25 protein-coding genes are annotated in these 22,903 nt (G+C 47.3%); 1 reads left to right on the forward strand and 24 read right to left on the reverse strand.

Going from position 1 to position 22,903, the window contains the following annotated elements; translation table 11 throughout:
- Positions 1–40 precede the first annotated feature (40 nt).
- The 15 genes from asnS to HAP68_RS10705 all read right to left on the reverse strand — a co-directional run bounded on the left by asnS (position 41) and on the right by HAP68_RS10705 (position 14,300).
- Complete coding sequence (asnS, locus tag HAP68_RS10635) at positions 41–1,333, reverse strand: asparagine--tRNA ligase (protein WP_003153515.1); 1,293 nt, start codon at positions 1,331–1,333, stop codon at positions 41–43.
- A 134-nt stretch (positions 1,334–1,467) separates the two neighbouring features.
- Positions 1,468–2,649, reverse strand: coding sequence for a pyridoxal phosphate-dependent aminotransferase (locus HAP68_RS10640; RefSeq protein ID WP_024085528.1), 1,182 nt, complete (start codon positions 2,647–2,649; stop codon positions 1,468–1,470).
- A gap of 22 nt (positions 2,650–2,671) precedes the next feature.
- Complete coding sequence (tseB, locus tag HAP68_RS10645) at positions 2,672–3,157, reverse strand: cell wall elongation/penicillin-binding protein regulator TseB (RefSeq protein WP_014305291.1); 486 nt, start codon at positions 3,155–3,157, stop codon at positions 2,672–2,674.
- Positions 3,158–3,166: 9 nt separating this feature from the next.
- Entirely contained in the window at positions 3,167–3,337 is a 171-nt protein-coding gene (locus HAP68_RS10650) for a YpmA family protein (RefSeq protein WP_003153512.1), read from the reverse strand.
- 147 nt (positions 3,338–3,484) lie between these two features.
- On the reverse strand, positions 3,485–6,271 hold the full coding sequence (gene dinG, locus HAP68_RS10655; RefSeq protein WP_014305292.1) for an ATP-dependent DNA helicase DinG: 2,787 nt from the start codon (positions 6,269–6,271) through the stop codon (positions 3,485–3,487).
- Between the two features lie 121 nt (positions 6,272–6,392).
- Positions 6,393–6,776, reverse strand: a complete 384-nt coding sequence (panD, locus tag HAP68_RS10660; RefSeq protein ID WP_003153510.1) for an aspartate 1-decarboxylase — start codon at positions 6,774–6,776, stop codon at positions 6,393–6,395.
- 1 nt (position 6,777) lies between these two features.
- Positions 6,778–7,638 (reverse strand): pantoate--beta-alanine ligase, encoded by an 861-nt coding sequence (gene panC, locus HAP68_RS10665; protein WP_024085530.1) that lies wholly within the window; start codon positions 7,636–7,638, stop codon positions 6,778–6,780.
- Positions 7,639–7,641: 3 nt separating this feature from the next.
- Positions 7,642–8,478: a 3-methyl-2-oxobutanoate hydroxymethyltransferase gene (gene panB / locus HAP68_RS10670; RefSeq protein WP_024085531.1), complete on the reverse strand. Its 837-nt coding sequence runs from the start codon at positions 8,476–8,478 to the stop codon at positions 7,642–7,644.
- 244 nt (positions 8,479–8,722) lie between these two features.
- On the reverse strand, positions 8,723–9,700 hold the full coding sequence (locus HAP68_RS10675; protein ID WP_024085532.1) for a bifunctional biotin--[acetyl-CoA-carboxylase] synthetase/biotin operon repressor: 978 nt from the start codon (positions 9,698–9,700) through the stop codon (positions 8,723–8,725).
- Positions 9,685–10,875 carry a CCA tRNA nucleotidyltransferase gene (locus tag HAP68_RS10680; RefSeq protein WP_003153504.1) on the reverse strand — a complete coding sequence of 397 codons (1,191 nt, stop codon included), beginning with the start codon at positions 10,873–10,875 and terminating at the stop codon, positions 9,685–9,687. The genes HAP68_RS10675 and HAP68_RS10680 overlap by 16 nt, the downstream gene beginning before the upstream one ends.
- Before the next feature lie 4 nt (positions 10,876–10,879).
- Positions 10,880–12,013 (reverse strand): N-acetyl-alpha-D-glucosaminyl L-malate synthase BshA, encoded by a 1,134-nt coding sequence (gene bshA, locus HAP68_RS10685; RefSeq protein ID WP_014305295.1) that lies wholly within the window; start codon positions 12,011–12,013, stop codon positions 10,880–10,882.
- A complete protein-coding gene (gene bshB1, locus HAP68_RS10690; protein WP_003153501.1) occupies positions 12,010–12,723 on the reverse strand; it encodes a bacillithiol biosynthesis deacetylase BshB1 in 714 nt (237 codons plus the stop codon). Before bshB1 ends, bshA begins: the two co-directional genes overlap by 4 nt.
- Positions 12,716–13,129: a methylglyoxal synthase gene (gene mgsA, locus HAP68_RS10695; protein WP_003153499.1), complete on the reverse strand. Its 414-nt coding sequence runs from the start codon at positions 13,127–13,129 to the stop codon at positions 12,716–12,718. The genes bshB1 and mgsA overlap by 8 nt, the downstream gene beginning before the upstream one ends.
- Positions 13,130–13,152: 23 nt before the next feature.
- Positions 13,153–13,956, reverse strand: a complete 804-nt coding sequence (dapB, locus tag HAP68_RS10700) for a 4-hydroxy-tetrahydrodipicolinate reductase (protein ID WP_003153497.1) — start codon at positions 13,954–13,956, stop codon at positions 13,153–13,155.
- Between the two features lie 8 nt (positions 13,957–13,964).
- Positions 13,965–14,300: a nucleotide pyrophosphohydrolase gene (locus HAP68_RS10705; RefSeq protein WP_003153495.1), complete on the reverse strand. Its 336-nt coding sequence runs from the start codon at positions 14,298–14,300 to the stop codon at positions 13,965–13,967.
- 142 nt (positions 14,301–14,442) lie between these two features.
- Between HAP68_RS10705 and HAP68_RS10710 the strand changes: the two genes are divergently transcribed.
- Positions 14,443–15,315, forward strand: a complete 873-nt coding sequence (locus HAP68_RS10710; RefSeq protein WP_003153493.1) for a YitT family protein — start codon at positions 14,443–14,445, stop codon at positions 15,313–15,315.
- Positions 15,316–15,338: 23 nt separating this feature from the next.
- Here the strand turns inward: HAP68_RS10710 and HAP68_RS10715 are convergent, their stop codons facing one another.
- The 9 genes from HAP68_RS10715 to HAP68_RS10755 form a co-directional block, all read right to left on the reverse strand.
- Complete coding sequence (locus HAP68_RS10715) at positions 15,339–16,514, reverse strand: oxalate decarboxylase family bicupin (protein ID WP_015388073.1); 1,176 nt, start codon at positions 16,512–16,514, stop codon at positions 15,339–15,341.
- A 29-nt stretch (positions 16,515–16,543) separates the two neighbouring features.
- On the reverse strand, positions 16,544–17,326 hold the full coding sequence (ypjB, locus tag HAP68_RS10720; protein WP_014305298.1) for a sporulation protein YpjB: 783 nt from the start codon (positions 17,324–17,326) through the stop codon (positions 16,544–16,546).
- A 67-nt stretch (positions 17,327–17,393) separates the two neighbouring features.
- Positions 17,394–17,987, reverse strand: a complete 594-nt coding sequence (lhaT, locus tag HAP68_RS10725) for a lipoprotein heptaprenylglyceryl N-acetyltransferase LhaT (RefSeq protein ID WP_024085533.1) — start codon at positions 17,985–17,987, stop codon at positions 17,394–17,396.
- Positions 17,988–18,093: 106 nt separating this feature from the next.
- Complete coding sequence (locus HAP68_RS10730) at positions 18,094–18,861, reverse strand: menaquinol-cytochrome c reductase cytochrome b/c subunit (RefSeq protein ID WP_003153486.1); 768 nt, start codon at positions 18,859–18,861, stop codon at positions 18,094–18,096.
- Between the two features lie 31 nt (positions 18,862–18,892).
- Positions 18,893–19,567 (reverse strand): menaquinol-cytochrome c reductase cytochrome b subunit, encoded by a 675-nt coding sequence (gene qcrB, locus HAP68_RS10735; protein WP_003153485.1) that lies wholly within the window; start codon positions 19,565–19,567, stop codon positions 18,893–18,895.
- A gap of 1 nt (position 19,568) precedes the next feature.
- Positions 19,569–20,072 carry a Rieske (2Fe-2S) protein gene (locus tag HAP68_RS10740; RefSeq protein ID WP_003153484.1) on the reverse strand — a complete coding sequence of 168 codons (504 nt, stop codon included), beginning with the start codon at positions 20,070–20,072 and terminating at the stop codon, positions 19,569–19,571.
- A 137-nt stretch (positions 20,073–20,209) separates the two neighbouring features.
- On the reverse strand, positions 20,210–20,656 hold the full coding sequence (locus tag HAP68_RS10745) for a YpiF family protein (protein WP_003153483.1): 447 nt from the start codon (positions 20,654–20,656) through the stop codon (positions 20,210–20,212).
- Positions 20,657–20,710: 54 nt separating this feature from the next.
- Positions 20,711–21,250 (reverse strand): ReoY family proteolytic degradation factor, encoded by a 540-nt coding sequence (locus HAP68_RS10750; RefSeq protein ID WP_003153482.1) that lies wholly within the window; start codon positions 21,248–21,250, stop codon positions 20,711–20,713.
- A gap of 73 nt (positions 21,251–21,323) precedes the next feature.
- Positions 21,324–22,595 carry a tetratricopeptide repeat protein gene (locus tag HAP68_RS10755; protein WP_003153480.1) on the reverse strand — a complete coding sequence of 424 codons (1,272 nt, stop codon included), beginning with the start codon at positions 22,593–22,595 and terminating at the stop codon, positions 21,324–21,326.
- Positions 22,596–22,903 lie beyond the last annotated feature (308 nt).

A 22,903-nucleotide genomic window follows, 5' to 3' on the forward strand; every position in this document is an offset into this window, starting at 1 on the left:
AAAAAGTCTCCCTTGCAGGAGACTTCGTTTTTCATAACTATTACGGATACAGACGGTTCAGAAGTCTCGGGAACGGAATCGTTTCACGCACGTGAGGCGCTCCGCTGATCCAAGCCACTGTCCGCTCAAGTCCGAGGCCGAAGCCGGAGTGCGGAACAGAACCGTATTGTCTGAGTTCAGCATACCATTTGTAAGCATCTGAATCCAGACCGTGTTCTTTTAATCTTTCTTCCAATAAATCCATATCATGAACACGTTCTGAACCGCCGATGATTTCCCCGTAGCCTTCCGGAGCGATTAAGTCGGCACATAACACGACATCGTCACGATCTTTGGCAGGCTGCATATAGAACGGTTTTAATGACGTCGGGTAATGGGTGATAAACACCGGTTTGTCATAGCTTTCTGCGATCGCTGTTTCATGCGGCGCACCGAAGTCATCTCCCCACTCAATATCGTCAAAGCCTTTTTCTTTCAGGAATTCAATCGCTTTATCGTACGTAATGCGCGGGAATGGCGCTTTGATTTGTTCAAGCTTCGATGTGTCTCTTCCTAATGTGTTCAGCTCGATCTTACAATGTTCCAGCACACTTTGTACGATGTATGCAACATAATTCTCCTGAACTTCAAGGTTTTCTTCAAATTCAACAAATGCCATTTCAGGCTCAATCATCCAGAATTCGATGAGATGGCGTTTCGTTTTCGATTTTTCCGCTCTGAACGTCGGTCCGAAAGAGAATACTTTTCCGAGCGCCATTGCAGCTGCTTCCATATACAGCTGGCCGCTTTGAGACAAGAAGGCGTCTTCATCAAAATATTTCGTCGCGAACAGCTCAGTCGTGCCTTCGGGAGCGCTTCCCGTCAAAATCGGCGGATCAACTTTCACGAAGCCTTCTTTGTTGAAAAATTCATAAGTCGCACGGATGATTTCGTTACGGATTTTCATAATCGCGTGCTGGCGTTTCGAACGGAGCCATAAATGTCTGTGATCCATTAAGAATTCCGTACCGTGCTCTTTAGGCGTAATCGGATAATCAGTCGCTTCGTGAATGACTTCAATGGATGTAACAGCAAGCTCATAGCCAAGCGGTGAACGCTCGTCCTCTTTCACAATTCCTTTTACATAAAGTGACGTTTCCTGCGTCACTGATTTCGCGATTTGGAAGATGTCTTCTTCTACTTCAGCTTTGACGACAACTCCCTGAATGAAGCCGGTACCGTCTCTCAGCTGTAAAAATGCGATTTTACCGCTTGAGCGTTTATTAGCGACCCAAGCTCCAATCGTTACTTCCTCGCCTGTGTGTTTATACACTTGGTTGATTGTTGTTTTCAAACTCTTTCCCTCCAGAACAAGAAAGACATTCAGGAATCTGCCTGAATCTCTTTTTTCATCACTTTATTATACCCGTTCTACTCTAACGGGGTCAATGTAAGTGAAAAGCGGCTTTAAAAGCCGCTTTTTCAGAATCAGCTGTGTTTTTCCGTAAAGCGGCGGATTCTCTTGACCGCTTCTTCTAAAAGATCGAGTGACGTTGCGTAAGATAAGCGGACGTTGTCCGGTGAACCGAAACCCGAGCCCGGCACGATGGCGACTTTTTCTTCTTCCAGAAGCGCCTTGACGTATTCATCGACATCTTTGAATCCGCAGTTTTCTGCGGCCGCTTTGGCGTTAGGGAACAAGTAAAACGCTCCTTCAGGTTTGACACAGGTGAATCCGGGAATCTCACTGATCTGAGCGTAAATGGTATTCAGTCTGTGCTCAAATGCCTGTCTCATCTCTTCCAGCGGCTCAGCCGGCCCGTTATAGGCCGCAATGGCGCCGTATTGAGCGATGGACGTCGGATTTGAGGTGCTGTGGCTTGCAAGGCTCGTCATCGCTTTAATAATCGTCTCCGAACCCGCCGCATAGCCGATCCTCCAGCCCGTCATGCTGTGAGATTTCGAAACGCCGTTAATGATGATCGTCTGCTCTTTCAATTCATCTGAAAGCTGTGCGATTGAGACGTGTTTTTTTCCTCCGTATGTAAGCTTCTCATAAATCTCGTCAGAAACGATCAGAATGCCATGCTCCAGACACACTTTTCCGAGTTCCGCAAGCTCTTCCTTCGTATACATAACACCTGTCGGGTTGCTCGGTGAATTGATAATGAGGGCTTTTGTTTTCTCAGTGATAGCCTGCTTCAGCTGCTCCGGTGAAATTTTAAACTGATTGGATTCCAGCCCTTCTGCATAGACGGGACGCCCCCCTGCCAGTTTCACCTGCTCAGGATAGCTGACCCAGTAAGGAGTCGGTATAATCACTTCGTCCCCTTCATCGAGAATGACCTGAAATAATGTATACAGAGCGTGTTTCGCTCCAGTGCAGACAATGATTTCTGACGGCTTATATTCAATCCCCTGATCGTTTTTGAATTTTTTTGCGATACTGTCTTTCAAGGCCGGCAGACCGCCTGAAGGCGTATATTTCGTATAGCCTTCATTCATGGAACGCACCGCGGCATCTATAATGTGCTGAGGCGTATTAAAATCCGGTTCTCCTGCTCCGAGGCCGATGACATCATGGCCTTCCGCTTTCAGCTCTTTCGCTTTTGCGGTAATTGCAAGTGTTGCAGACGGTGTTAATGCGGATACTCTTTTTGCCAATTTCAACTTGAACTCCCCCTAATACGTCTCACGGTGTGATGTTTTTGAGAATCTTGCCGCTTGTAAAGTCCACATAGCTAAAGCTATACTGCCCGCTTTTGTTGATATAGGTCACTTCCCATAACGGAACATTGTTTTCTCTCGCCGGGTGAACGCCATTCAGCTTGGAAACAAGCCCTTCGTCCCGAACGATCTTGGCAGCCTTGCCGCTTGAAATGCCGTCACTGGCTTTTTTTGAGAGAATTTTTGCTTTTTTGTCGGCCGGAACCCATACATACATATCTTTTCCATGTTTATCCGTTCCGGTAACAACATAATATTTCTGTTTGCCGACAAAGGTCTCCACTTTCTCAGCGTCTGTCAGATTCGTTTTTTCTTTAGCGGCTGCGGCAGCTGTTTCGTGGCCTTCTTCTTTTTGAGCCATTGCAGATTTAAAAATGCTGGCCGAAAATAAAAGAACTGCTAAAAAAATAATACCAAATACGGCTGTAAATATTAATGCTTTTTTTCTCATCTTTTTCACCTATGTGCGATAAATGGTGAAGACCGCTTCATTTTGATTTTCTTCGTCGAGCGCAAGGCCGAACATCAGGTTGTCCCGTTTCAAAGTCCGGTTTAATGTATCGACGATTTTATATAAATCATCTGAATGCTCCACATTAATCGTTGACAGAATTTCAATTTTGCTTTCCATTTTTATACCCTCCATCGGTCGAACAAATTTTGTTAGTCATAACGGGATGCGCCCGCGGCATAATAAAATCACAAGGCGGCATGAACCCGCTTTTACTATAAAAACAATTCCTCATCCCACACCACGAAAGCCGCGTTTATGCGGCTTTTATTCCGTTTGGCTGACATAAGCCCCGAGTTCGGCATCCGTCAGCTCCAAAAGGGATGAAGTCGGGAGCGCTTCAAGAAACAGCCGTCCGTATCCCGCCGTCTTTACACGCTGATCTAAAAGAACGATCGTTCCCTTGTCTCCCGCCGTACGGAGCAGGCGCCCGATCCCCTGTCTGAACGTTAACACGGCCTCAGGCAGGGAAATCGTCTGAAACGGATTTTTCCCCTGCTTCTTGGCAAATTCGCATTTTGCGGCGTGAAGCGGATTATCAGGCGCCCTGAAAGGAAGTCTTGCGATCATGACGGTTGACAATTCATCCCCCGGAAAATCAACGCCTTCCCAGAAATGATTCGTCCCGAGCAAAATCGCCCGGCTTGCCGTTTTAAAGGTTTTCATTAATTTACCGGGACTCCCGCCTGAAATACCTTGGGCGAGAAGCTGAATGCCTGAGATCTCCATACTGAGTTTCAGTTCCTGATACACTTTTTTCAGCATATCATGAGAGGTAAACAGGACAAGGATCTTCGGCTGTTTTCCCTTTGACATGATTTCTGCATACTTGGCAATATGCTCAATGACTTCCCGCTCCCCGTCATATTTAACGGATTTCATCTCTTTCGGAATGATGACGTTCATCTGATCATCGTAAGAAAAAGGAGACGGGATGCTTTTGGTGCGCGGATAAAAATCCGCAAGTCCGAGCCTTTCAATCATAAATTGAAAAGACTGCTCCACCATTAAGGTCGCTGATGTGAGCACAACGCTTTTTTTGCGGGCGAAAAACTGGTCTGCCAGCATTTCACCGGGCTCCAAAGGCTGCGCATAGATGCTGACGGCATTTTTTGCGCCCTTCGCATCAATTTCAACCCAAACGGCTTCTTTCTCATCATTTTCAAACAGCAGCCTGCTGAACGTATCGCGATATTCTTTCAGCCCCCTGATACACTTTACATATTCGCCCGCTAAAAAAGCCGCTCCGCTTTTCATCTGATCAAGCTTTTGGTGTAACAGTTTCTCCTGTACGGAAAACATGTCAAGCAGCTGATCCAGCATCGCACAAAGCCGCTCCGCTCCGTCCGTTATCATGTGAAATCCTTTATCCTGGCTTTTATGATTGAGACTATAGACGAGACGGTTCAGATCGTCTTTAGGTTTTCTTCGTTTGACAAAAGAATGCACTGAACTGAAAAATGCGTCGCTTTCCGATTGAATATGCTTCATCCACTCATCGGCGTCAAAAAAACTTTCCGCCGGCAGTTCATACGTATAAAACAGTTTTCTCATCCGCTTTAACAGTCCGTGTTCCTTTAAGGTCCCGATTCGGCTGAGCTTTGTGTGCAGTCCGATGTATGAAGCTCTCTTCCCCAGGTGCTCGCTGGCGGCGCGTTCGAAATGATGCGCTTCATCAATGATGACCGTTCCGCTTGCAGGCAGTTTTTTCGTTTCACTGCTTTGATCTGAAAACAGCAAAGCATGGTTTGTGATAATCAGATCTGCGGCCTGCGCTTTTTCTTTAGCCCGTTCATAAAACCCGGCAGCCGAGTCCTTCCCTTTTTTCATAAAAGAATTCTCATCGTAAGCCATGCGCTCCCACAGCAATCTGCCGCCTGATGGAAGATTCAGCTCAGCGGCGTCGCCCGTTTCAGTCTCTGTCAGCCAGACGAGAAGCTGCGCTTTCGTCAAAACCGCATCATAGTTGTCATCTTCCTCATGCAGAATATGTTCAAACTTCGGCAGGCACAGATAATGTGATTTCCCTTTTAAAATAGCGGCTTTGACCGGCCAAGGAAACATACGCTCCAAAAGCGGAAGATCTTTAGACATGATCTGCTGCTGCAAAAGAGTAGAGTACGTGCTGATAATGACGGGAGTTTGTTCCGCTTTGGCAAATAAAACAGCCGGAACGAGATAACCGATCGTTTTTCCGATGCCGGGCGCCGCTTCAATCAGCGCATGCTCCCGATTGCGGAAGGCGCCAAGCACTTCATCCATCATCGTAAGCTGTCCTTTCCGCTTTTCATAGCGGGGGATGATGCCGGACAAGATCTGTTCTTTTTCTTCGTTCCACTTTTCAAGGTCAATGGCTGCATTCACCGGACGGGAAACCGGAATGTGATCGGGCTCTTTAATTGAAAAAGAGGCGTATGGAATGCAGCTCTTTTCTTCCGCCGGCCTGCTTTCATGTATAAAAGAATCCAAAAGCAGCGTCAAATCGCTGATAAAATGCTGTGAAAGCCTTCTAAGCTGCTTTAACGTCGGTAAAGGCAGATGTTTCAGTTTATGTAAAATGTCTAAAAAGACCAGGCCCGTAACCTCCGCATCGCTGTCTGCGCGGTGAGGGCGGTCATGAACAATATTCAGCTCTGCGCACAACTCACCGAGCTTATATCCTTCAAACCCCGGGAAAACAATACGCGAAAGCTCAACCGTATCAAGCACTTCACAATCCGGCAGCTCATAGCCCGCTTCGCTCAGTTCATGCCGGACAAATCCGAGGTCGAAATGAATATTGTGGGCAACAAAATACGCGCCGTCAAGCAGATGAAAAATCTCCTCTGCGACCGCTTCAAACGGCAGTTCATTTTCAACCATTCCGGACGAAATTCCGGTCAGCTGTTCAATAAACGGCGGGATGGCCTGATTCGGATTGATATATTTTGAAAACCGCTCAGTTATTTGTCCATTTTCAATGACAACCGCTGCGATTTGAATGATTTTATCGCCCTTTTTCGGCGAATTTCCTGTTGTTTCGACATCTATGACAACGAACCGTTGTTTGTTCATTAAAATGGACACCTCAATTCTTGCATACGAGAAAAGTGTAACACGTTTTGTTGAGAAATGGAGCGGAAAAACAGCTTTTGCCCCTAAATCTTAAAAGAAAACCCCCATGAAGGGGGCTCTTTTACAAAATCGTGTGTGCCGGCTCCTGGCCCAGCATCTGCTCGATTTTATTCTGATCATCCAGAACGGCCACCTTCGGCTGATGGCTTTTTGCTTCCTGATCAGACATCATTTGATAAGAAATAATAATGACTTTATCTCCTTCTTGGACGAGACGGGCGGCAGCTCCGTTTAAACAGATGACGCCGCTCCCCCGCTTACCGGGAATAATATACGTTTCAAGTCTCGCTCCGTTGTTATTATTCACAATCTGAACTTTTTCATTAGCGAGCATTCCGACGGCATCTAAAAGATCTTCATCAATCGTGATGCTGCCGACATAGTTTAAATTGGCTTCCGTCACGGTAGCGCGGTGCAGTTTTCCGGCCATCATAGTGCGGTACATATTATGATCTCTCCCATTCATCAATATCAATAATGATATTATCAATCAGTCTGGCTTTAGAAAATTGGACGGCGCAGGCCAGAATGACCTTGCCGTTTAATGTTTTAAGCGGAGTCAGCTCCGGATAAGCGTACAGTTCGGCATAATTAATGACGCCGCTTGTGTTTTCGATGATATCGGTGACGGTTTTTATAACGGTTTCCGGATTTCTTTCACCGTCTCTGACCAGTTCGGCACCTTGCTGCAATGCTTTATAGATCATCGGCGCTTCTTTGCGTTCCTGCTCAGTCAGATAGACGTTGCGAGAGCTTTTGGCAAGTCCGTCTTCTTCTCTGACCGTGTCCACTGCAACCAATTCGATATCCATAAAGAAATCCTCAATCAATCCGTCCACAACCGCTGCCTGCTGGGCATCTTTCAGGCCGAAGTAGGCGCGGGTCGGTTTAACGAGATTGAAAAACTTCGTCAGCACAGTGGCCACTCCGTCAAAATGGCCGACGCGGGAGGCGCCGCACAACACGTCAGTTCTCCTTTTCACTTGCACGGCAACATTTTGCTCGCCCTTATACATGTCACTCGGAGACGGCGTAAACAAAACATCTGCTCCCGCCTGTTCTGCAAGCCGGGCATCGCGCTTTAAATCTCGCGGATATGCTTCGTAATCCTCGCCCGGTCCGAATTGAGTCGGATTGACAAAGATGCTCATCACGACAATATCGTTTTCTTTGTTTGCTTTTTCAACCAGGGTCAGGTGTCCTTCATGAAGAAAACCCATTGTCGGGACGAATCCGATCGTCCGGCCTTCTGAGCGGTATTGTGCAATTAATTCTTTCAGCTGTTGAGTTTCTGTCAGTTGTTTCATCGCTTACTTTCCTCCGTATAATAAGCCTTGCAGCACAGTTTGGTTTATCTGAAAGGAATGCTTTTCTTCCGGGAAAACCCGTTCTTTCACATCACGGACATAATCGCTGAGGGCCGACTCAATCGTGCCGTCGATGTTGGCGTATTGCTTCACGAACTTCGGTGTTCTGTCCACGCCGTGGCCGACGACGTCATGATAGACAAGGACTTGGCCGTCCGCTTTTGAACCGGCTCCGATTCCGATGACGGGAATGGATACTTCTTCTATTATTTTAGCAGTCAGTTCAGCAGGCACACATTCAAGCACGAGCATCATCGCTCCCGCCTGCTCGCATTTGATACTGTCTTCAATGAGCTTTTTCGCGCTTTGCTCATCTTTTCCCTGCACTTTATATCCGCCTAATACGCCGACAGACTGCGGTGTGAGGCCTAAATGGCTGACGACGGGAATTCCGCCGAGAGTCAGCGCGCGGATGGATTCGAAAACGCCGTCTCCGCCTTCCAGCTTTAACGCGTCCGCGCCGCTTTCCTGAATAATGGCCGCGGCGTTTTTCAATGTATCCTCTTTTGAAAGGTGGTAAGACATAAACGGCATGTCAGTTACGATAAACGTATTTTTCGCACCGCGTTTTACCGCTTTTGTATGGTGAATCATGTCCCTGACCGTTACGCCGACGGTTGAATCGAGTCCGAGCACGACCATTCCGAGCGAATCCCCGACTAAAATCATGTCGACTCCCGCCTGTTCCGCAAGCTTTGCCTGCGGATAATCGTAAGCGGTCAGCATCACGATCGGCTCTCCGTTTTCCTTCATTTTCATGAAATCCAGTTTTGTTTTCATTCTGTTTCTCCTCCTCTAAACGGTGAGGAGATGAGCCGCCAATTCTTCGCAAGCAAAAAAGCCTTCTGTAAAATAAGAAGGATTCCCACTTGTTTAACGTTCGGCGAATGTCATCCCTCTGTCCCAGTCCTTTTTTGGATCAAGGCAGACTTTTCGTAATCTCTGTTCTGCTGATCAGGTGCAGTTCATTATGATACTGCCCATAGGAAGTATACCAAATTCACGAGGCTTGTACCAACTAAGATTAATTGAGCTCAATATCGGCAGAATAGATCTTCTTTATACCGTCTCTCGTTTCCAAAAGAAGAACTCCCTCATTATCAATGCCGAGCGATTTCCCGTAAAACGTTCCTTGCAGCGTTCTCGCTCTGAGCTCGTTCCCCAGTCCGACCGCATAGCTTTCCCATAGCAGCTTGATCGGTGTAAAGCCGTGGTTCAAGTAATCCTGATAGCGTTTTTCAAAAGTCAGCAGAATCTCTTGTATCAGACCCGCTCTGTCAATTTTTTCACCGGCTTCCATGCTCAGGCTCGTCGCAATGTCCTGAAGCTCGCCGGGAAAATCGGTTTCCTGCTGGTTCACGTTGATGCCGATCCCGAGAATAACCGAACGGACACGGTCCTCTTCCGCCTGCAGCTCAGTTAAAATCCCGACGGCTTTTTTGCCGTGAATCATTAAATCATTCGGCCATTTAATGGCGGGCTGTACGCCTGTAAAAGCCTCGATGGCCTGTACGACCGCAACGGCGGATAACAGGGTGAGCTGCGGCGTTTTTTGCAAAGGAACGTCGGGTCTCAGAATGAGGCTCATCCAAATCCCGTTTCCCTCCTGTGAATGCCATACTCTGGCCATTCTCCCTCTGCCTGCCGTTTGTTTATCGGCGACTACGAGGGTCCCTTCCGGCGCGCCGTCATTGGCAAGTTCATGAGCGGTTTTTTGGGTGGACGGCAGGACGTCCCGGTAATGAAGCTGTTTGCCCAAAACCTCTGTTTTCAGCCCGAAACGGATTTCGGATTCACTGAGTTTCCCCGGTTTTTTAATGAGCCTGTACCCTTTTCGTCTGACCGCCTCAACCTCATAGCCCTCTTTGCGGAGCTCCTCTATATGTTTCCAAACGGCGGTTCTCGAGCAGCCGAGCGCGTCACTTATTTTCTGCCCGGAGATAAAGCCGTCACCCGCCTCAGAAAATAAATCAATTAATCGGGTTCTTAATGTTGATCCCATGATGCGAGCCACTCCTTTATGTCATGTTTTCGGTTAGGAAGCTTCCCTGCCAATACCGCTTCTTCAATCCGGCGAAGTTCTTCGGCCACCCATTTACCCGCGCGGCGGTTTCTGAGCTCCATCAGATCAGCGCCTGAAATGTCGAGGTCTCGAAGGCTTTTGATCGGCAGCTGCTCATACAGGCTCTGAACCTCTTTCAGCTTTTGTTCATCAATCGTCTTATGCTGTTTCAGCATCCCGATTTTAACGGCTGAAAACAGCGCCTCTCCCGCCCGGTACATCGCTTCTGCTTCCAGCTGCGCCGGATAAACGCTTATGATCTGCACCGCTTTTTTTATGACCTTTCCCGGCAGTTTCCATTGTTTTAAAAACGCCTCGGCGCTTTTCGGACAAAGACCGAGAAACAATAACAGCGCTGCCCAGCGTTCTTCGCGTGCATCTAAAGAAGAAAACGGAAAGCCGCTTGCTTCAAGCATTTGCTGCTCATAACCGGAAAGGCCGGGCAGCTCTTGTATCAGACCTGTCTGCACCATCGTTTGAATCGCTTCTTGTGAGAAAGCGCCCTGCATCAGCTTTTCAAACTCGACGGTCTTTCGTTCTACTGATACATGTGCCAAAAGCTCCCTGTCTTTTATGACGGCCTCTCTTGTTTCTTTTTCTAACAGAAAGCCGAGCTGACTCATAAAGCGGACGGCTCTCATCATCCGCAGAGCGTCTTCCCGAAAACGGTCTTCAGGGTTACCCACCGTACGGATCAGCTTTTGTCCGATATCATGTGCGCCTCCGAAATAATCAAGCAGCTCTCCTTCGGCAGACATCGCCATCGCGTTAATCGTTAAGTCTCTCCGCTTTAAGTCTTCTGATAAAGAAGTAATGAACCGCACAGCTTCAGGGCGCCGGTAGTCCTTATATTCCGATTCGGCACGAAAAGTGGTGACTTCATAGGTTTCATCTTCCCACAGGACGATGACGGTGCCGTGCTCTTTTCCTACATCGACAGTCCGCTTAAAGAGGCGCTCCACCTCATTCGGCGAAGCGCTGGTTGCGATGTCCACATCACCTATTTTTCGTTTCATATAGCTGTCTCTGACGGCTCCCCCGACAAAGTACGCCTGATGGCCCGCCTTCATCAGATGATGAAGGATGGGGAGGGCTTTGACAAATTCCTGTTCCATAAGATCACTCCGGTCCTGCCAATTCGTCATAAATCCGTTCATACTGACTGACGATTCTTTGCGAAGAAAAGGAGGTCTCCACCATTTTCAGCGCATGATCAGTCAATCGTTTGCTGAGCTGTTTATCTTCTAAAACGGCAAGCGCTTTTTCAGATGCCGCCTGAATATCGCCGACTTCCACCAGAAAACCGCTTACTTGATCTTTAATCACTTCCGGGATGCCGCCGATATTTGTTCCGATGCACGGCACGCCGCAGGCCATCGCCTCAAGGAGGACGAGTCCGAAACTTTCTTTTTCAGACAGAAGAAGCTTAAGATCGCTGATGGAATACAGCTCTTCCACCCTGTCCTGATTTCCGAGGAGCAGCACTTGATCCTGCAGTCCGTATTTTTCGACAAGCTGCCAAGCGACGCACTTTTCCGGCCCGTCACCGACAAGCAGGAGCTTCGCCTTTGTGTTGGCTGCGATATTACGGAAAACGCGGATGACATCTTTAACACGTTTTACTTTTCTGAAGTTCGAAACATGGATGACGACCTTTTCATCCGGCAAAATACCATGTTTCTCTTTTATACTCTCTGTATTTTTCTTAAGATAAACACGTTCATCAATAAAGTTGTAGATGGTCTCAATTTTTTTATCCGGCTTGATTAAGTCATATGTTTCTCCGGCAAGCGCGGTTGATACCGCCGTCACTCTGTCGGACGCTTCGATGGCAAAACGGATTAAATCTTTTAATGACGGATCATATCCTAAAACGGTGATGTCCGTACCGTGAAGCGTCGTCACGATCCCGATGTCACGCTTGAGCATCTGTTTGGCTAGATAAGCGCATACCGCATGCGGCAGCGCATAATGCGCGTGAATGATATCAAGATTTTCCCTCGCGGCCACCTCGGCGATTTTGCTCGCCAGCGTAAGGTCATAAGGCGGGTGTTTAAATACCGCGTATTGGTTGACTTCCACCTCATGAAAATGAATATTCGGATGATATGTATTTAATCTGAACGGGATGCTTGATGTGATGAAATGAACCTGGTGCCCTTTTTCCGCAAGCAGCTTGCCGAGTTCCGTCGCAATAATACCCGAGCCTCCGACACTCGGGTAGCATGTAATCCCTATTTTTAATGGTCTCATTGTCCGCCCCCAAAAACATCATCATTCAAAACGGGAAGCTGTTTTGAAAAGAAGCCTTCAGCATACCCCGTCCCGGCTTCTTTGCCATACAGTCTTTCCCGCGCTTCCACCATTTCGATATAACCGTTGGTCAGCGGTGTGTTCACTGACTGCGCCGTAGGAATAAACTGGCTTTGATAGGCGTGCAGGCTTTCTTTTTTCAGATCGATGGTTTCCGTTATGTCGATTACAAAGTCCGGACGGTGAAACCCGTTGATCATATAATAGTATACGCGCTGAGCCTTATGAGCCGGCAGTTCCTGATGATCTCTGTATTTATGAATTCCCGCCGAGAACACCGCCTCTTCGACCAAAGCCGCCGCATTGCCGTGGTCAGGATGGCGGTCTTTCGGATAAGGCATGAAAACGGTTTTCGGCCGGCAGGCTCTGATGACACTGACAATCCGGCGGATGCCGTCCTCACTTTTCAAAAGCCCGCGGTCGGGAAGCGTAAGCTGGATTCTCTCTTTTACGCCGAGAATTCGTGCCGCCTCTGCCGCTTCTTCTTTTCTTATCCCTACCGTTCCGTTAGATGATAGTTCGGCCTCGGTCAAATCGCATATCACCGCGGTTTTTCCTTGAGCCGTAAATTTTGCGATCGTGCCGCCCATACCGATCTCGACATCATCACTATGGGCGCCGAACGCCAGGATATCAACGTGTTCAGACATTCGGCTCTCCTCCGCGCACAAGATTGCGGAAATCAAATGCCCCGCCATCCAGCGTCCGGACGAGGATTTCCGCTGTTCCCATATTTGTGGCGAGCGGGATCGCGTATACGTCACACAGCCGGATCAGCGCGGAGACATCCGGTTCGTGAGGCTGCGCAGTTAACGGATCGCGCAGAAAAATGACGAGATCGAGGGCATTTGCCGCAATCAATGCGCCGATTTGCTGATCTCCGCCGAGCGGGCCGGATTGAAAACGTTCAACGGACAATCCGGTCGCTTCCTGGATTTTTAAGCCTGTCGTACCCGTCGCGTATAACTCATGATGGCTCAATATATCTTTATATGCGGTCGTAAACTGAACCATATCCTGCTTTTTTTTATCGTGAGCAATCAAAGCAATTTTCATTTGATGTTCTCCCCCTTGCCGATTCAGTCGATAATATTTTCGAGTCCGTATACAAGCTGGTCGATTTTCATCACTTGCTCCACTGACAGCTTCACTCCTGACATAAAGGAAGCCCGGTTATAGGAGTCATGGCGCAGTTTCAGCGTTTGGCCGTCCATGCCGAACATGACTTCCTGGTGGGCGATAAGGCCCGGCAGACGCACGCTGTGAAGGCGGATGCCGTTTAATTCAGCACCGCGGGCGCCCGGCAGAATTTCTTTTTCATCAGGATGGCCCTGCTGCTTTTCTGTACGGACGCTTGAAATCATTTCCGCTGTTTTCAGCGCCGTTCCGCTCGGGGCATCCAGCTTTTGATCATGATGAAGCTCAATGATTTCTACATCTTCAAAATAGTTGGCGGCCATTTGTGAGAACTTCATCATCAGCACCGCGCCCAATGCAAAATTCGGAGCGATGATGGCGCCGATTCCTTTTTCTTCAGTCAAGGCTTGAAGCTCCTCTAAATCCGCTTCAGAAAATCCGGTCGTTCCCACAACGGGGCGGACGCCGTGTTCAAGAGCGGCTTTCGTATGTTTTTTGCCGATTTCAGGCGTTGTCAAATCGATCAGCACATCCGGTTTTGTTTCTTGGAAACATGCGCGGATATCCGTATAAATAAGAGCGTCTGAATCAGCTGACATCACTTCCCGTAATGTTTGCTGATCGTATGTATGGTCAATGGCGCCGACAAGCTCAAAATGAGGCGTGCGGACGGCAAGTTTTACGGCCTCCTGGCCCATTCTGCCTCTCGGTCCGGCAATGACGACTTTAATGGTTTCATTTGACATGGTTTCTCCTACTTTCCTTCTTCTTTTCTAGTCCAGCGGTCTTTATCACGTGTATTAAATTTATGCATGACGCGGTTATGAGCTTCCTCCAATGAAATATCAAGGGAGTTGGCGAGGCAGATCAGAACGAACAGCACATCGCCCATTTCCTCTTCCATGCTTTTCTCATTTTCCGTCGTTTTCTTCGGCTTTTCCCCATAATAATGGTTGACTTCTCTTGCAAGTTCGCCCAGTTCTTCCGTGAGACGGGCCATCATGGCAAGCGGGCTGAAATAGCCTTCTTTGAATTGGCCGATATATTCATCGACCTCAGCTTGTAAGTCTTTCATCGTTTTGTCACTCACTGTGCGAATACCTCCTGTCATCTCTTCCATGTTAGCTAATTCAAGTACATTTGACAAATGTTAAAAACGGCAGTTTGCTGTTTTCTTTTGTATCCACTATAATATTTACGCAATCTTATGGAAGGAAAAGGGGTTTGATGCAATGCTTGGAGAAATCAGAATCAAAAACATTTGCTTTATTTTAATCGGCGCCGCTGTTTTTTCATTCGGACTGGTTCACTTTAATATGCAGAACAATTTGGCGGAAGGCGGATTTACCGGCATTACGCTGCTTTTATATGCGTTATTCCACATCAGCCCTTCTATTTCCAACCTGGTATTAAACATTCCTATCTTTTTCATCGGCTGGCGTATGCTCGGCCGGACGATGTTTGTCTATACCCTGATCGGCACCGTCTCTCTTTCCGTTTTTCTGAGTGTTTTTCAGCGCTACGAAATTCATATGCCGCTGTCGCATGATTTAGCGCTGGCCGCCTTGTTCGCCGGTGTATTTATCGGCGCGGGTCTCGGCATTATTTTTAAATACGGCGGCACGACGGGCGGGGTCGATATCATCGCCAGGCTGATCAACAAATTTTTCGGAATCCCGATGGGCCGGACGATGTTTGCCTTTGACGCCTGTGTCATTCTGCTTTCTTTGTTTACGTATCTTTCTTACAAGGAAGCGATGTACACGCTTGTAGCCGTTTTTGTCGCTGCGAGGTTGATTGATTTTATACAGGAAGGCGGCTATGCTGCAAAAGGGGCAACGATTATTTCTTCGAAAAACGATTTGATCCAGCAAAAAATCATTGAAGAGATGGAGCGCGGCGTCACCGTTTTAAAAGGACAGGGATCATATACAAAAGAAGACAGGGACGTTCTTTACTGCGTCGTTCCGAAAAACGAAATTGTGCTTTTGAAAAGCGTCATCACTTCCGTTGACCCGCATGCCTTTGTTGCAGTAAGCGACGTCCATGATGTGCTCGGCGAAGGATTTACGCTTGATGAAAATAAAAATCCGATCAGACGATAATAAAAAGGCGGCAAAAGCCGCCTTTACTGTTCGTGTTTCCATTTGACAACCGGTGATTTTTTCTTTTTCAATCGGCGGGCGAATGCCGGACTGACATTGAGCGTCTGCTCGACGAAGCGCTGCGGCGTCAGTGCCAGCCATTGGTTTAAGGAGACGTCTTCGAAACGGTCGCTTTTGAAGATTTCCAGAAAGCGAAGCACGGTGTCACCGGTATTCTGAACATAATGTCCCATTGCAACAGGAACATATCCTACGTCACCCGCTTGATAGTTAAATGTCCGCGCTCTTCCCTCCGCCGCAAACACCGTCATTTTCGCTTCTCCTGAAAGGTAATACTGCCACTCGTCCGTATTCGGGTGCCAATGCAATTCTCTCATGCCTCCGGGTTCGACCTCCACAAGAGCTGCAGCAATCGTTTTTGACACCTTAAACGTTTTTGAATCGACAATCTTTACTCTTCCCCCGCTGGTAACAAGAGGCTCCTGCCGGGAAAGCTTGTAGCTGAACGGCTCTAAAACGGGGCCTTCCGGGGAAGAGACTGCTGCCCGCTCAATTGGGGGCGGCGGTTCCAACTGGAACATATAACGCTCTTTCTTGTGAATGTAAGCCAGCTCATAACCCGGAACACCGAAGTTCGCCTCCAGCACGCTGCGCGGGGTGTGGGCAAACCAGTCCGTTACTGAAAAGGTGCTGTTTTCTGAAAAAGAGCCGTCATCAAAGACGAGCAAAAACTCACTTCCCTGCTCTAATCCTTGAATGGAATGAGGAATGCCGGAAGGAAAATACCACAGGTCCCCTTCACTTACGTTATCAATAAAATTCCGCCCATTTTGATCGACCGCAGTTAAACGTACTCCTCCGTTAATCACATATCCCCATTCGGCTTCTTTATGCCAATGAAGCTCCCGCACAGCTCCCGGTTTCAGCCTCATGTTCACCGCCGCGATGTTTTTGGATACCGGCAGTTCCCTGACCGTCACCTCTCTGGACCATCCGCCGTCTTCAAGCCTCATATGCGTATCAGAAAATGAGAATTTCAAGTTTTGAACCGTTCCTGCATCCGTTGAAGGCGGAACGAGCATGTCAGGATTCTGGAAGTCACGCGCGAGGTTTCGCGGTCCTTCGTCAGTCGCCCCTTTTCTGCCTCTGATCGGCTGCGGGAGGTGTTTTGAAGCCAATTGCTGGATGAGTTTTTTCACTGACTTAGCTCCTTTACAGCAATTTGTGTTTATTTAGACTTAGGATACTCACGCTTTTTCTCTTTCTTTTTTTCCGCTCTGTATTTTCGGTAGCCGACATATGTCAGCGCAGTAATAATGATACCGCCTGTTGTCAGAATGACCCAGAGCAGCGAAGGGTCAGCGTCATCCCGCTCCACCTTGTCAAAAACCCGCTTTAAATCCTGCTGCAGGAGCGTCAGACGCTCAAGCTTTGTTCCTTTTGTCATCTGCTGAAACCCTTCCTGCTCAATCACCTCGATATGTTTCGCCACCGTATCAAGCTGGCCGGCCGACACATCCATTGTCAGGCTGGGATAAATTAAATCATATAATGATATAAATTCATTCCACTTTTCATTGAAATTTCCACTTCCGTTTCCGCTGACATCTTCTTTTAAGGCGCTGAATGTCGCCATAATCGGTCGTTCAAGCGAACCCCACAGCGGATCGGAGTGGTCTTCCATCGCATCCATTACCAACCTGAACTGGGCGGCTGCCCGGATTTTTTCGGTATCTGAGGCGTCTGCCTGTTTCAGGACGCGCACTAAATCATTGAAACCCAGAGTCACCTGCCTGACTTCGGCGCCGCTCAGTGAGTTTACGTGTGTCATTTTTTTCTTAAAGTAGCCAAGCACTTGCAGAGCCTCATCATACTGCGAATGCCGCGTCATTTGGAAAACGGTATCCGAAAGGTCGTTCAGTTCCTTGAGACCGCCCTCATCTTCAGCTTTGGCAGTTGTGATGAAACACATAAGAGCAAGTAAAAGACAGATCGTCAGCTTTCGTTTCATAGAGGTCCCTCCCACTCCTTCTCTTTACAGAATATGAGGAGCGGGACAAGGTTAGACCAAGATTCTATCAGTGTAAGTCAAGCTTTATCCGTCTTTTAGAAATCACCAAATAGTATGCAAGGCCGAGTGAAAATATGCTCAGCCAGAATGTAGCATAGCCGATCTCTTGCATATAGTCATTGAGCATTGAGTAGCGGGGCATCATGCCGAAAAGATAATCAATGACGTCATTATGAAGCGTCCAAACAGCGGCAACGGCAAGATGCCATAACCGGAACCGAAAATACGGGCTGTATAAAACGCCTTGAACGGCCATGGCAAAATGTGAAGCAATCAGCATGTACCCTTCCCAAGGCATCTGCCCCATTTTGACCAGCACAAAGACATTCATTCCGACCGCCCACAGCCCGTATTTTACAAGGGTTACAAGAGCCAGCGCTTCAAACAGCGGCGCGTTTCTTCTCATGAGAAATGCCAGAAGCACAAACAGGAAGAAAAACGTCGCCGTCGGGCTGTCAGGCACAAATATCAGAAATCGGAACGGCGTGTCCGCAAGCTGCGGCACATACCAATAATAGCCGTACACCGTACCGATAAAATTAACGGCAAGAACAAGCAGAAGCATGCCGCGCAACCCTAAAAGATAAGAAATCCACCTCATACCATCAACTCTCAGTCCGTAAAAAGTATGTATCATGCAAAAAAAGCTGACATCCGGTCAGCTCTTTTCATAAAGTATATCCTGCTGTTGTCTACTTCACAATACGTTATTTCGCTGTCGTTTCAGAAATGAACTTCGCCAGCTGATCAAGCTGTTTGTCATTCCCTTTAAAAATACCGGCTGGCATCTGCCCTTTCCCTTTGACGGCGATTTTTTTAATTTCTTCCGGGCTCAGCCCGTTATCGACCAGGGACGGACCGGCGCCTCCCCCTTGAAGATTATCCCCGTGACAGGAAATACAGCCTTGTTCTTTAAATACCTTATAACCGTCTGATTCAGTATCAATGGCGGCTTCTTTTTTAATTTTCCCTTGCTCCTCCGCCTTTGCCCAGTCATGTGTCGCGACTGACTGCCACGTTAAAAAGACCGTAGCGCAAAGCGCCAAAAGCATCATCCCGACAGCAACCGGACGCTTCCACGGCCTTCTTTCAGACCCCCTGTCGAGAAACGGAGCCAAAAGCAGCGACCCGAAGGCAAGCCCCGGTATAATCATCGCTCCGATAACGGTGTAGCTCCCTGCGGCATATTCATATTTTAAAAGCTGGTATAAAAATAGAAAATACCAATCCGGCAGCGGAATATACCCTGTATCCGTAGGATCCGCCACCCGTTCCAAAGGCGGCTCGTGCACAATCGTTAAAACGAGAAACCCGACGAGGAAAACGGCCCCGACCATCCATTCTTTCAGCAGAAAGTTCGGCCAAAACGCCTCTGTCTTTCCAGGATACTCTGAATAGTCTTTCGGTATATTCGGTTTTTTTTCAGCCGGTATCCTTGAATCTCCTACAAACTTCATTCCTTTCCCCCGGTGCATGTCATCCCCTCCCTTTTATATCAGATTTGTATTAAAGCGGTCCTGAAATTCCCTGCTTGCGGATCATAACAAAGTGGGCGCCCATGAGCGCAAACAAAGCGGCAGGGAGAAAAAATACGTGAATCGCAAAAAATCTCGTCAGCGTTTGAGCGCCGACAATATCGTGGTGGCCGGCAAGAAGAGTTTTCACCTGCGCTCCGATCAATGGCGTCGCCTCGGCAATCTGAAGACCTACCTTTGTCGCAAACAGCGCCTTCATATCCCACGGAAGCAGATACCCTGTAAATCCGAGACCGAGCATCACAAAAAAGATCAGAACACCGACGATCCAGTTCAATTCCCGAGGCTTTTTATAAGCTCCCTGAAAGAAAACCCGCAGCGTATGTAAAAACATCATCACGATGACTAAACTTGCGCCCCAATGGTGCATACCCCTTACAATCTGCCCGAAAGCGACTTCATTCTGCAAATAATACACAGATTCCCACGCGTTTTTTATATCCGGCACATAATACATCGTTAAAAACATCCCGGAGAGCACTTGGATAACGGTTACAAAAAACGTCAAACCGCCGAAACAATAGACAAAAGCCGAGAAATGGTGAGCGGGATTTACATGTTCCGGCACTTCATGGTCGGCGATATCCCGCCACATCGGCGTAATATCGAGACGTTCATCCACCCAGTCATAAATTTTATTCAGCATGTCACCCTTCCCCCCTAGGCTTTGCTTTTCCAAGATACAAAAAGCCGTCCTTTACTTTTTGCTCATAACGGTCAAGAGGCGCGAGCGGCGGCGTGCCCGGAACGTTCGTGCCGTCTTTTTCATACAGCCCGTAATGGCAGGGACAAAAGAATTTGTTCGGATTTTTAGGATCATTGTTCCAGTTTACGGTGCAGCCCAAATGCTTGCAGATCGGAGAAAGCGCTATAATTTCATCCCCATGCTTGTAAACCCAGGCTGACCTGGATTCTTCCGATTCGTACCAGGCGTCGACTTGATGAATTTTAAAGTCAAACCGCTTCGGCTCCTTCGTCAGCTCATCCACACTGACAACCTGCACCATTTTTTGATCTCCCGTCGGTTTTAATACCGGATCCAGCGCAAAACGAACCATAGGCATAAGCGCACTGGCGGCCATAAATCCCCCCACGCCGGTGAGCGCATAGTTTAAAAATTGTCTTCTTGATATATCTTGTTTTCCGCCCATCTCTTCCCCCCCTAAAGATTGACCAAAAATTAACTAAAATAGAAAATAATCCTGAGATTTGACACCCTCATAATATATGAATCTTTCAGCAAGGTCAACAGAGGCAAAACGGGTGTTTTGCAGGATGCCTGGAGTTTTTAAGAATTGTTCCACTTCTGTAACAAAACGTTCAAAATTTCTCCGCACTTGTCATCCGCAATTTTTCTCTTTAAAGAGTCTTTCATATGTTCAAACGGAACGGCAGGTATGTATATGACATCAGACCCTATTTCAGAATCCTTCCATTTTTCGTCTGCCGTCAGGAACAAGGCGTGCCTGAAGTTGGTCATCACCTCTTCTTTGAGTTTTTGAAGCAGGGCGATTTGTGATTGGTCTATATCAACATATGTATAAGAGGGGAATAAATATACCCGTCCCTTCAATTGGCGCTCAAGCTCTTCAGAAAGCAATTGGGTGCTTTCCCCCTGTTCAACGGCCTCTTTTAAGCCTCCTGAAGACGTTATGGAAATTAACGGAATGACAGCGGTATCAATGTAATCCGCAGATTGTAAATAGGCATCGGCATCAGCGGCCCTCCATCTCATGTCTCGTTCCTCCTCTTTACGCAACAAGCCTTGCATATTCTGCAAGGCTGTCATTTATGTGAGCTGATTCAATTGGCGGGAAAGCTTTTCAAATGTTTCTTTGTCGTGGCGGTCCAGCGCCTCGTCGATATCTTTAAGCAGCTTTTCCCGCTGGAAAGTGGAAATGGCATGTTCTAATATTTTTTCAGCCATCCCCTGATCCTGTTTATTTTCAAACAGGTCTTTCGGCAGATGCGGATTTGATTCAAGAACAGCGGCATATTCCGGTGAGCTGTAGGCCGAACGGAAATTCAGCTGGATAAATAAATCCTGCTGTTTATTTAACCGGATGTCGTGAAAAGATTTTTCCGCGTCCGTAGTCATGACATTTTCTTTGTAAAACCTAAACGGCACCTCATCAACGCAATGAGTAGACATGATAATGCCTCTCGGGCAAAATTCGGCTTGTTCTACAAAATGGACTTTTTCCATTAATGAATCATGACTCATTAAATAATTTAAAATCCAGACGCACTCCCGGCGTTTAAGCTGATAATGATTTAAAAACCAACGGATAAAATCCTTTTTTTCATTGACAGAAACAGGGGTCTGCATGTAATTCCCTCCTCTATCGATCGTATAATCTGACATCACTTATACATTCAGCAAGCATGGTCCAAAATCCTGCTTATCTTAAAAATTCATCCTCTATCCGTAAGATTGTTTCTTCAAGCTCTTCGTTTGTTCCATCCATTGAAAGCACTTGTTTTAAAAGCGGCAGCGCTTCTTTCTGGAGACCCTCTTCCAATAAGAAGTGAGCGTATTCATATAAGAAATCCCGATCATCCTGATAATGGAGATACGCAGCTTCGAAGCTTTTTTTCGCTTCAGCGTATTGCTCCAGGCCTGTATAGGCCCCCGCCAAATACCAATTGTATTTCGGATCTTCTTCTCCGTAGCCGCGGACTTCCTGAATCAGATCAATAATCTCTTCAAAGCTTTCTTCTTTATGATAGACGGCTAAAAGCGTATGGAGCGCTTCCACGTAACCCGGATCGAGCGCCAGCGCTTCCTGAAGAAGCTTTTTGCCTTCCTCTTCGCTGCCGAGCTTTAACGCCATTTTCGCCGCATAGAGAAAAAGCTCTTTATTGTATTCATCGTAAGTAATACCTTCTTTAGCGGTTTTTAATGCATCTTCATACATGCCTTCTGCCTCGTAGCTTTTTGCAAGCGGCATATAAAGCGATGAATAGGAAGGATCAAGCCCTTTTAAATCAGACAGCTGCTTGATGGCTGTTTTGACCATTCCCGCCTGATAGGCTGTGAACCCGTACCCGAAAATCGTATTCGGTTCTGTATGTTCTGCCGCCGCTTTTTCATACCATGAAATCGCTTCCTCAAATTCACCCGCCGCGCTCAATGACTCAGCCAGCCTCTGATGAACGTTTACGCCGCCGATTTCGTGCCGTTCTTTTGCCGTCTCTTCATAGTAAGGAACGGCTTTTGCATATGATCCCTGAGTGAAGTATAATTCCCCCAGAGCGAAATCAATAACAGGTTCATCTTGTAACATCGCTTTCGCCTGTAACAGCTTTTGCTCACTTACTTCAAATAAGCCCTGCATCTGATACAGATCAGCCATTAAAAGGAGGCTTTCCGCGTAAGACGGGTCTTCCGGAGAAATCGTCTCCAGCACCTCAAGAGCTTTTTCTTCTTCATCAATATCTATTAACAATTCGGCGTAAAAATTCGTCAGCTCAGACTCACCCGGATAGAGGTCATGCAGATCACTGATCAGCGCTAACGCTTTTTCGGCGTTTCCCCATTCATAGTAGAGCTGGGCTGCAATGGCTTTGTCTTCGTCATGAAGCTCTGTTTCAGCTTTTGAAAGCGCTTTGAGTCCCTTTTCGGTTTCACCTGCTTCAACTAATTTTATGGCTTCTTGAATCAATGTATTCAAATCAGACCGGTCCTTTCTTTTCCTATACCTCATCAACCAAATGAAAAGGGTTTTTATTCGGGTTATTCTTATCATAATTCAGACAGGGCCTGCCCGCAAATAAGATGCTTCACCCGGCATTATAGTTTATCAGAAAATGGTTAAGAGGAAAACGGCAAAAAAGGGGACGGCATCTTTATACGCAAACAGCGCAATTTGTTCCGGCTGTTTCTGTAACGAAAACGCATTCCCCCTTTCTTTTAGTTTTCTGTTTAAGACAAGCTATGTCAAAGCCCAAGATTTTATGACACATGAAGAAAAAAGCCCGA

It is taken from the genome of Bacillus sp. Bvel1, from assembly GCF_014872755.1.
Classification (GTDB): domain Bacteria; phylum Bacillota; class Bacilli; order Bacillales; family Bacillaceae; genus Bacillus; species Bacillus velezensis.